This is a genomic window from Aliiruegeria lutimaris (assembly GCF_900099935.1).
In the GTDB taxonomy this organism is placed as follows: Bacteria; Pseudomonadota; Alphaproteobacteria; order Rhodobacterales; family Rhodobacteraceae; genus Tropicimonas; species Tropicimonas lutimaris.
Window position 1 is genome coordinate 45,092 of the sequence record NZ_FNEK01000032.1, and the last position, 8,184, is coordinate 53,275.

Sequence of the window (8,184 nt, forward strand, 5' to 3'; positions counted from 1 at the left end):
TAGCGATGCCGGCACACGGCTCGTCCTTGCCGGTTGCCGCCGTGTTCATGGCGTTGGCGTTGGCGGTGGCGTTGGATCAATAGATGTAACGAATCTGGTCGGTCCAGTATCGCTCCATCCGGCGAAGGGCGGTCGTGATGTCTTCCAGCCCTTCCATTGTGATGATCTCCCGTTCGATCAGACCCTCGGCATGGCGCTCGAAGAGTTCGGTCACGATCCGCCGGATCTCCCGCCCCTTTTCTGTGAGACGGACGCGAACCGCGCGCCGGTCGATCTCGCACCGCTGGTGGTGCATATAGCCCATTTCCACCAGTTTCTTGAGATTATAGGAGACGTTTGACCCCTGGTAGTAGCCGCGGGTCTTCAACTCGCCGGCCGTCACCTCGTTATCGCCGATATTGAACAGAAGAAGCGCCTGAACCGCGTTGATATCGAGGATTCCGACCCTTTCGAACTCGTCCTTGATCACGTCCAGCAATAGCCGGTGCAGGCGTTCCACCAGGGCCAGAGTGTCCAGGTATCCGGACATGAACCCGTGGCCCCGTCCGGGCAAGACGCTGCTATGAATGCTCATTCTGGCCTCCACTTGGCTCTCTCGTTGAGCGAGTCATAGGCGGTAAAGTCCGAACAAGCCGTTAAATCCGTTCAAAAACCCGAAGAATTCGCGCAATCAATGCGCGGTGCCCTGAGACTTTGCATGTTCGGAGATACGCTGGAACAGTTCGGTGTACTGCTCCGGCACCGGATCCAGAGCGGTGATCCAGCGAAGCAGATCCTGATCCATCTCGGCCAGAAGCGCCTCGTAAAGGTCAAGCTCGGCATCGTCCATGTCGTTCAGCTTGTCGTCCGAGTAGCGTCCCAGAACCAAGTCCATTTCCTTGATTCCACGCCGCCAGGAGCGCATATGCAGCCGCTTAAGGCGGTTTTCGCGGGTTTCGGTGGTCATTCTTCTGTAGCCTCCAGCAAGGCCGTCCTGAGCCTCTTCTCGACGCGCGCCAGCCGGTCGGCAGCATCATCGACCTCGGCACGGATCTGGCGCAGTTCCAGCAACAGCGAGCGCACTTCGGGAACAAGCGTCGCCTCTTCCTCGGCGGGGCCTTCGAGCCCCTCGCCTTCGCCGTTCAGCAACCACATCAGCGACACACCCAGCACGCCGGACAGCATCTGAAGCTTGTTTGCGCGCGGCTCGCTGAGATCTTCTTCCCAGCCACGGACGGTTTTCAACTTCACCCCGAGTCGTCGGGCCAGCCCGGCCTGATCCAGCCCAAGCGCTTCGCGGGCGCCGGCCACACGGTCGCCGAAGGTCGCGGTTTCCGCGCCATACCAGTCGGTTTTGTCTTCCATCGGGGTCTCCATGTCGTCGGTTAATCCTTGAATGGTGCCAAGTGCAAGCCTAAGAAGCCCGCGGACCGTTCCCTGAGACAACAAGACCGGAGGCCGTTTATGTCTTTTCTGTCCGCGACCCTCGACCGGGTGAAACCGTCGCCCACCATTGCCGTGTCGACCAAAGCCCGCGAACTCAAGGCCGCCGGCAAGGACGTGATCGGCCTTGGCGCAGGCGAACCTGACTTCGACACGCCCGACAACATCAAGGCCGCCGCAAAGGCCGCGATCGACGCCGGCGACACCAAGTATACCGCGCCCGACGGAACGCCCGCGCTGAAGGAGGCGATCTGCGCCAAGTTCAAGCGCGACAACGGTCTGGACTACACCCCGGCCCAGATCTCCGTCGGCAATGGCGGCAAGCAGATCCTGATCAACGCGCTGATGGCGACGCTGAACCCGGGCGACGAGGTGATCATTCCTGCGCCCTACTGGGTATCCTACCCCGACATGGTGCTTCTGTGTGGTGGCGAGCCGGTAATCGTGGAGGCCAAGGCCGAGACGAATTACAAGCTGACGCCGGAAGCGCTGGAAGCAGCGATCACCGACAGGACAAAGTGGTTCATCTTCAACTCGCCCTCCAACCCGACCGGTGCCGCCTATAGCTGGGACGAGCTGAAGGCGCTGACGGATGTGCTGGTCAAGTACCCGCATGTCTGGGTGATGACCGACGACATGTACGAACACCTCGTCTATGACGACTTCAAGTTCTGCACCCCCGCCGAGGTCGAGCCCGCGCTCTATGACCGCACGCTGACCTGCAACGGTGTCTCCAAGGCCTATGCCATGACCGGCTGGCGCATCGGCTATGCCGGCGGGCCGGAGAAGCTGATCAAGGCGATGGGCAAGATCCAGTCGCAATCGACCTCGAACCCCTGCTCGATCAGCCAGGCCGCCGCGGTCGAGGCGCTGAACGGGACGCAGGATTTTATCCCGACAAACAACGAGGTCTTCAAGCGGCGCCGTGACATGGTGGTGGAACTTCTCAACGCGGCCGAGGGCATCAGCTGTCCGAAGCCGGAAGGTGCGTTCTATGTCTACCCGTCGATCGAAGGCTGCATTGGCAAGACAACGCCGGCCGGTGTGAAGATCGAGAATGACGAGATCTTTGCCACCGCGCTTCTGGAGGAAAAGGGCGTCGCGGTCGTGTTCGGCGCGGCCTTCGGGCTTGAGCCCTGCTTCCGCGTCTCCTACGCGACCTCCGACGAAAACCTGAAAGAAGCCTGCAAGCGGATCCAGGAGTTCTGCGCGTCGCTGAGCTGAGCTTCACCAAGTGGACGAGAACACGGGCCGTGCTTCGCAGGAGGCGCGGCCTTTTTTGTAGCCCGAAATGTTAAATCTCCAGTCTCGGCGAAGCACCGGCCATTCAGATGCGCGCGCGAACGATCCGACGGATCGTGCCTCCGGCGGGGATATTTTTGGCCAGAAGAAATTGAGAAGCTTTGCATGTCTTCTTCTGACTGGAAATATCCTGGGGGGAGCGCTCGCATGAGCGCGGGGGGCAAAGCCCCCGTCAGCCTTCGCGAGCAACTCTCAAGGGATTGGCAAGGTCACGCCCCCCCGAGTCGATGTCTACAACGCTTCACCGCCGATCATCCGCTCCAAACAGCCCGTATTGAGTTGCCCTTTCAACCTGGTTCCGCCCTGCACTCTTCGCTTCGCGGCTTTGACAGCCCGCTCTGCCATCAATAGGTTTGCCAAGACGTCCCCAAACCGGTGTGCCAGATGACCGATCTCCCAGAGTTCTATTTCCGCGTTCGGGAGAACGGCGCGGCCGTGTTTCGCGTCGATACCGATAACCGGCAACGGCGCATCGAGATGGACCAGATCGCCGTTCTGAACATTCGAAACGGCGAAATCCGTGCCCAGGGCACGCGCGAGCTTTCCGATCAAGAGCGTGCCGCCATCGAGAGTTGGATGGAGGAACGCCGTGCGTTGCTAGAGCAACGGGACATGGACGACATTCATCGCGCGGTGGATTATCTCAACATCACCACGCAATGGGTCCAGTCCAAGGCATCGCCTGAACAGCTGGAGGAGATCACCGATCCACTCCTGATGGCGATGCATGACCTCAGGACAGTGTTGGTGCGCAAGAAGGCCGAGCAGATCGCGAAGGCACGCTCGGAAGAGTAGCGCCGCGTCATGGCTAACCTCGGGCAGCAAGGGCCGGCAAGGAGCGGGCCCAAAAACGGTACATGAGCAATATCCCGGCGACGATCAGCCCGATGACGAGGCCCGTCCAGATGCCCATTGCGCCGAACTCCGTGTGGAAGCCGAAAAAATATCCGACACCCAGCCCGATGGGCCAGTAGGACGCAGCGGATATGATCATCGGCACGCGTGCATCCTGAATCCCGCGCAGCAGGCCATGCGCCATGACCTGCGCGCCATCGGCGAGTTGAAACAGCGCCGCCATCAGCATCAGCCCGGTTCCCAGGACGAGGATTTCCGGCTTTCGGGGATCGTCGGGATCAATGAACAGGCTGAGGAGTTGTTCCGGCCAGGCGAGAAAGGCCGCGACCGTCGCGCAGGCGAAAATCATCGACAGACCGACAGCGACCAGACCGCCGCGCCGCAGATGATCGAAATCCCGGCGCCCCAAGGCCTTTCCGGCCCGGATAGTGACCGCGTTGGACAGCCCCAGATGCACGAGGAAGGTGGCCGAGGCGCACTGCATGGCAATCCCGTGCGCGGCCAGCGGGATAGTGCCCAGCCACCCGACCATCAGGGCCGAAAACACGAAGAGGCCAACCTCGGACAGGTTCGTCAGGCCGATCGGCCAGCCGAGACGGAAGACCTGCGCGAAGGCGGACCAATCCGGCCGCCAGAAGCGCTGGAACAGCGCATGTTGCGGAAAACTGCGGATGGCATAGATCACAAGACCCACGAACGAGATGACATGCACCGTCAGCGAGGCGATGGCCGCGCCGCGTATGCCCAGTTCCGGAAACCCGAAGGAGCCGAAAATCAGCAGGTAATTCACACCCGCATTGACCACCGCTGCCGCGAGCGTCACCCAAAGCACGACATGCGCCCGCTCCAGCGCCGCAAGGTAGGATTTGAGCACCATCACGCCGAGCGCCGGCAAGACGCCCCACCCCGCGATTTCGAGATATTTCCCGGCATCGGCCGCGAGCTTTGGTTCCTGACCAATGGCCAGCAGAATCGGTTCGGCCAATAGCAGCGGCGGAAGCGCCAAGAGAACGTAGAGCAGCGAAATCCAGATACCCATCCGGGTCACCCGCCGGATCTGTCTGTCCCCGTCGTCGTTCTCGCTGGCCGCCGCCACCATCGGCATCACCGCAAAGGCGAAGCCCGAACCCATGATGAAGATCGTGAAGAACAGCGAGCCGGCCAGCACAACTGCCGCCAGCGCCTCGACATCATACCAGCCCAGCATGATCGTGTCGGTCGCCTGGATCGCGAATTGCGCCAAGTGGCCGCCGATCAGCGGAACGCCGAGAGTGAGCAACGCACGCGCGTGCCCGAATGAGGTCATGACTGTGGACATTCCAGCCCCTTAGACCCGGTGGATCAAAACGGCAAGCGCCGGATCTGCACCCGACAATTTCCCGCTCATTGGCCGGACATGGCCTGATGCGGCTCCCACCCCTCTTCCCCAGACTGGCCATTCCTGTCAAAATGGCCCACAACATCTGGCAGCATACAAACAAGAAGAGCAGCAACATGCCCGACGATCTCCTCTCCGGCGGTCAGCCGAACCAAGCCTATGATGCCTCCTCCATCGAGGTGCTGGAAGGGCTGGAACCGGTGCGCAAACGCCCCGGCATGTATATCGGCGGCACCGACGAGCGGGCGCTGCACCACCTGGTCGCCGAGGTGCTCGACAACTCGATGGACGAAGCCGTTGCCGGCCACGCCAACCGCATCGAGGTGGAGCTGCATTCCGACTACGCCATCACCATCCGCGACAATGGCCGCGGCATCCCCGTCGATCCGCACCCGAAATTCCCCGGCAAATCTGCGCTGGAGGTGATCTTGTGCACGCTGCACGCGGGCGGAAAATTCTCCGGCAAGGCCTACCAGACCTCCGGCGGTCTGCACGGGGTGGGTGCCTCGGTGGTCAACGCACTCTCCGATTCCATGGTGGTGCAGGTCGCCCGCGACCGGCAACTCTACGAACAGCGTTTCTCGCGTGGCAAGCCGCTGGGCCCCATCGAAATCGTCGGGAAGGCGCCCAACCGGCGCGGCACCACCACCACCTTCCATGCCGACGAGGAGATCTTCGGCAGCCACCGTTTCAAGCCCGCACGGCTCTTCAAATCGATCCGCTCGAAAGCCTACCTCTTCTCCGGCGTCGAGATTCGCTGGAAATCCGAGATCGACGACGGCGAGACCCCGCAGGAGGCCACGTTCCACTTTCCCGGCGGGCTGGCCGATTACCTGCGCGAGACGATGAACGGCTCCACCACCTATTCCGAGCAACCCTTTGCCGGGAAGGTGGACTTCACCTCGAAATTCGGCGAGCCGGGCTCGGTGGAATGGGCGATCAACTGGACGCCCACGCGGGACGGCTTCCTGCAATCCTACTGTAACACCGTGCCCACGCCCGAGGGCGGCACCCATGTCGCCGGCTTCTGGGCGGCCATCCTCAAGGGCATCCGCGCCTACGGGGAACTCAGCAACAACAAGAAGGCAGCACAGATCACGCGGGAGGATCTCATCTCCGGCGGCTGCGCGCTGGTCTCCTGCTTCATCTCCGAGCCCGCCTTCGTGGGCCAGACCAAGGACCGCCTCTCCACCGAATCCGCCGCGCGGATGACGGAGAACGCGGTGCGGGACCATTTCGACCACTGGCTGACCAGCGACCCGAAATCCGCCGGCGCCATTCTCGATTTCCTCGTGCTGCGGGCCGAGGAACGCGCCAAACGCCGGCAGGAAAAGGAAACCGCGCGAAAATCGGCCACCAAGAAACTGCGCCTGCCGGGCAAGCTGGTCGATTGCTCGGCCACCAGCCGCGCGGGCACGGAACTGTTCATCGTCGAGGGCGACTCGGCGGGCGGTTCGGCCAAGATGGCGCGCAACCGCAAGACGCAGGCGCTGCTGCCGCTGCGCGGCAAGATCCTCAACGTGCTCGGCGCGGCCTCCTCCAAGCTGGGCAGCAATGCCGAGATCTCGGACCTGTCACAAGCGCTCGGCACCGGCCTCGGCACCCGCTTCGTGCTGGACGACCTGCGCTATGACAAGGTCATCATCATGACCGACGCCGACGTGGACGGCGCCCATATCGCCGCGCTGCTGATGACCTTCTTCTTCAGCCAGATGCGCCCGATGATCGACGCGGGCCACCTCTACCTCGCCTGCCCGCCGCTCTATCGCCTGACGCAGGGCGCCAAACGGGTCTACTGCCTCGACGAGGCGGAGCGCGATGCGTGGATGGAAAAGGGACTCGGCGGCAAGGGAAAGATCGACGTAAGCCGCTTCAAGGGCCTGGGCGAAATGGACGCCAAGGACCTCAAGGAAACCACGATGGACCCGGCCTCCCGCAAGCTCATCCGGGTGAGCATCGACGAGGACGAACCGGGCGAGACCGGGGACCTCGTGGAACGTCTGATGGGCAAGAAGCCGGAACTGCGCTTCCAGTATATCCAGGAGAATGCGCGGTTCGTGGAGGAGTTGGATGTTTAGGGGCCTAGCTTGTGTGTAAGTTAGCCTTCTGTGTCCCCTCCTTCGAAGCAATAGAGGTAAGCACCCCCTACACCGGCACCACCAATGCGCCCAAAGTCACAGGTGAAGTCGCAACAGCTATTCCTGTCGCACCAACAGTACCTAGGGTTCCTGCAATATACCCCCCCGAGCCGGTTAGAATCAGCCCGCCAGAACTGTGGAGCACCGCTGTCGTTCCCAACGAAGACGATCCGATTGCAGCGGCACCAAGCGCGCCACCTGCGAGGCCAGTGCCGGTAAGAATAACATCTTTGGCGTCATCGAACCTTTCGCAGAAAGTCTTAGGATTCTTGCACTGAAGAAACCAGCCACGTGCACCAGTTTCAAAACCGGTGTAGCCAAGATCATCATCCCAAACCAAGCATAGATCGCTCCTGCGACGAAGAGTTGGATCGGGCAACATCTCAGACAAAGCCCTCGCATTCACCTCCGTGGATCGACCATCGTATTCGGATGTCGCGAAGTCCGCCTCTGATATTCCCGTCGATACTTCCTTGATCAACTCGCTGAGTGTTACTCCAACTGGGCAATCGATTTCACTGCTGGCTAGGCGATTGGCCCTGTCCTCGAGACTCTTCTTCAATTCAGAGGTAGATCCTGTCTTGTCGAGGATCCATTTCAAAGAGTTGGTACCAAAATCGTCGAGACGATCCACCCCACTCTTCAAGTTACGAAGTGCTTCGTCCGGAGTGGAATACTCAGACGCAAGAACTAGGTAGGGGTCGTATTCGAGTGATCATACTTCTCCCATGAGAGGTGGCTCGGTTTGTCTGAACAGTTTGGAGCCGTTTTCTAAGTGTATGTTCCGCTCAGTTATGCCGCGACCGGGATTGGCCGGGGCAGGTTGAGATATGCCTGATCGGGCGTTTGCCCGTCCAGCGATGAATGCGGTCTTCGGGTGTTGTAGAAGGTCAGGTATCGGGTGAGGCCCAAGCGGGCCTGAGAAACGCTGTCATAGGCGTGCAGGTAGACCTCCTCGTATTTGATCGTCCGCCATAGCCGTTCGACGAAGACATTGTCGCGCCAGGCACCTTTTCCATCCATACTGATCTGGATCTCGGCATCTTTCAGCGCCTTGATGAAGTCGATGGATGTGAACTGGCTGCCCTG

At 61.0% G+C, this 8,184-nt stretch carries 9 protein-coding genes; 3 read left to right on the plus strand and 6 right to left on the minus strand.

The features are described from left to right. Positions 1 to 76 precede the first annotated feature (76 nt). The 3 genes from BLR85_RS15570 to BLR85_RS15580 all read right to left on the minus strand — a co-directional run bounded on the left by BLR85_RS15570 (position 77) and on the right by BLR85_RS15580 (position 1,344). Positions 77 to 574 carry a MarR family winged helix-turn-helix transcriptional regulator gene (locus BLR85_RS15570; protein WP_093157891.1) on the minus strand — a complete coding sequence of 166 codons (498 nt, stop codon included), beginning with the start codon at positions 572 to 574 and terminating at the stop codon, positions 77 to 79. 96 nt (positions 575 to 670) lie between these two features. Then, positions 671 to 946, minus strand: coding sequence for a succinate dehydrogenase assembly factor 2 (locus BLR85_RS15575; protein ID WP_093157893.1), 276 nt, complete (start codon positions 944 to 946; stop codon positions 671 to 673). Then, positions 943 to 1,344 carry a helix-turn-helix domain-containing protein gene (locus tag BLR85_RS15580; RefSeq protein ID WP_093157896.1) on the minus strand — a complete coding sequence of 134 codons (402 nt, stop codon included), beginning with the start codon at positions 1,342 to 1,344 and terminating at the stop codon, positions 943 to 945. The genes BLR85_RS15575 and BLR85_RS15580 overlap by 4 nt, the downstream gene beginning before the upstream one ends. A gap of 99 nt (positions 1,345 to 1,443) precedes the next feature. On the opposite strand from BLR85_RS15580, the gene BLR85_RS15585 reads away from it, so the two are divergent. Further along, complete coding sequence (locus tag BLR85_RS15585; protein ID WP_093157899.1) at positions 1,444 to 2,646, plus strand: pyridoxal phosphate-dependent aminotransferase; 1,203 nt, start codon at positions 1,444 to 1,446, stop codon at positions 2,644 to 2,646. 462 nt (positions 2,647 to 3,108) lie between these two features. Next, positions 3,109 to 3,519: a hypothetical protein gene (locus BLR85_RS15590; protein WP_093157901.1), complete on the plus strand. Its 411-nt coding sequence runs from the start codon at positions 3,109 to 3,111 to the stop codon at positions 3,517 to 3,519. Between the two features lie 13 nt (positions 3,520 to 3,532). Here BLR85_RS15590 and BLR85_RS15595 read toward each other — a convergent pair whose 3' ends face one another. Then, entirely contained in the window at positions 3,533 to 4,885 is a 1,353-nt protein-coding gene (locus BLR85_RS15595; RefSeq protein ID WP_244520749.1) for an MATE family efflux transporter, read from the minus strand. A 188-nt stretch (positions 4,886 to 5,073) separates the two neighbouring features. Here BLR85_RS15595 and parE point away from each other — a divergent pair, with 188 nt between their 5' ends. Next, positions 5,074 to 7,035 carry a DNA topoisomerase IV subunit B gene (parE, locus tag BLR85_RS15600; RefSeq protein WP_093157920.1) on the plus strand — a complete coding sequence of 654 codons (1,962 nt, stop codon included), beginning with the start codon at positions 5,074 to 5,076 and terminating at the stop codon, positions 7,033 to 7,035. A gap of 67 nt (positions 7,036 to 7,102) precedes the next feature. Here parE and BLR85_RS28535 read toward each other — a convergent pair whose 3' ends face one another. Then, positions 7,103 to 7,729: a hypothetical protein gene (locus tag BLR85_RS28535; protein WP_139188420.1), complete on the minus strand. Its 627-nt coding sequence runs from the start codon at positions 7,727 to 7,729 to the stop codon at positions 7,103 to 7,105. Between the two features lie 158 nt (positions 7,730 to 7,887). Continuing rightward, the coding region (locus BLR85_RS15605; RefSeq protein WP_139188421.1) for an integrase core domain-containing protein at positions 7,888 to 8,184 on the minus strand (297 nt) is incomplete at its 5' end.

Excerpts from the sequence above, each read along its gene's own strand:
- BLR85_RS15585 (WP_093157899.1), top strand. The coding sequence starts at position 1,444 with ATGTCTTTTCTGTCCGCGACCCTCGACCGGGTGAAACCGTCGCCCACC.
- BLR85_RS15570 (WP_093157891.1), bottom strand. The coding sequence starts at position 574 with ATGAGCATTCATAGCAGCGTCTTGCCCGGACGGGGCCACGGGTTCATG.
- BLR85_RS15575 (WP_093157893.1), bottom strand. The coding sequence starts at position 946 with ATGACCACCGAAACCCGCGAAAACCGCCTTAAGCGGCTGCATATGCGC.
- parE (WP_093157920.1), top strand. The coding sequence starts at position 5,074 with ATGCCCGACGATCTCCTCTCCGGCGGTCAGCCGAACCAAGCCTATGAT.
- BLR85_RS15595 (WP_244520749.1), bottom strand. The coding sequence starts at position 4,885 with ATGACCTCATTCGGGCACGCGCGTGCGTTGCTCACTCTCGGCGTTCCG.
- BLR85_RS15580 (WP_093157896.1), bottom strand. The coding sequence starts at position 1,344 with ATGGAAGACAAAACCGACTGGTATGGCGCGGAAACCGCGACCTTCGGC.
- BLR85_RS15590 (WP_093157901.1), top strand. The coding sequence starts at position 3,109 with ATGACCGATCTCCCAGAGTTCTATTTCCGCGTTCGGGAGAACGGCGCG.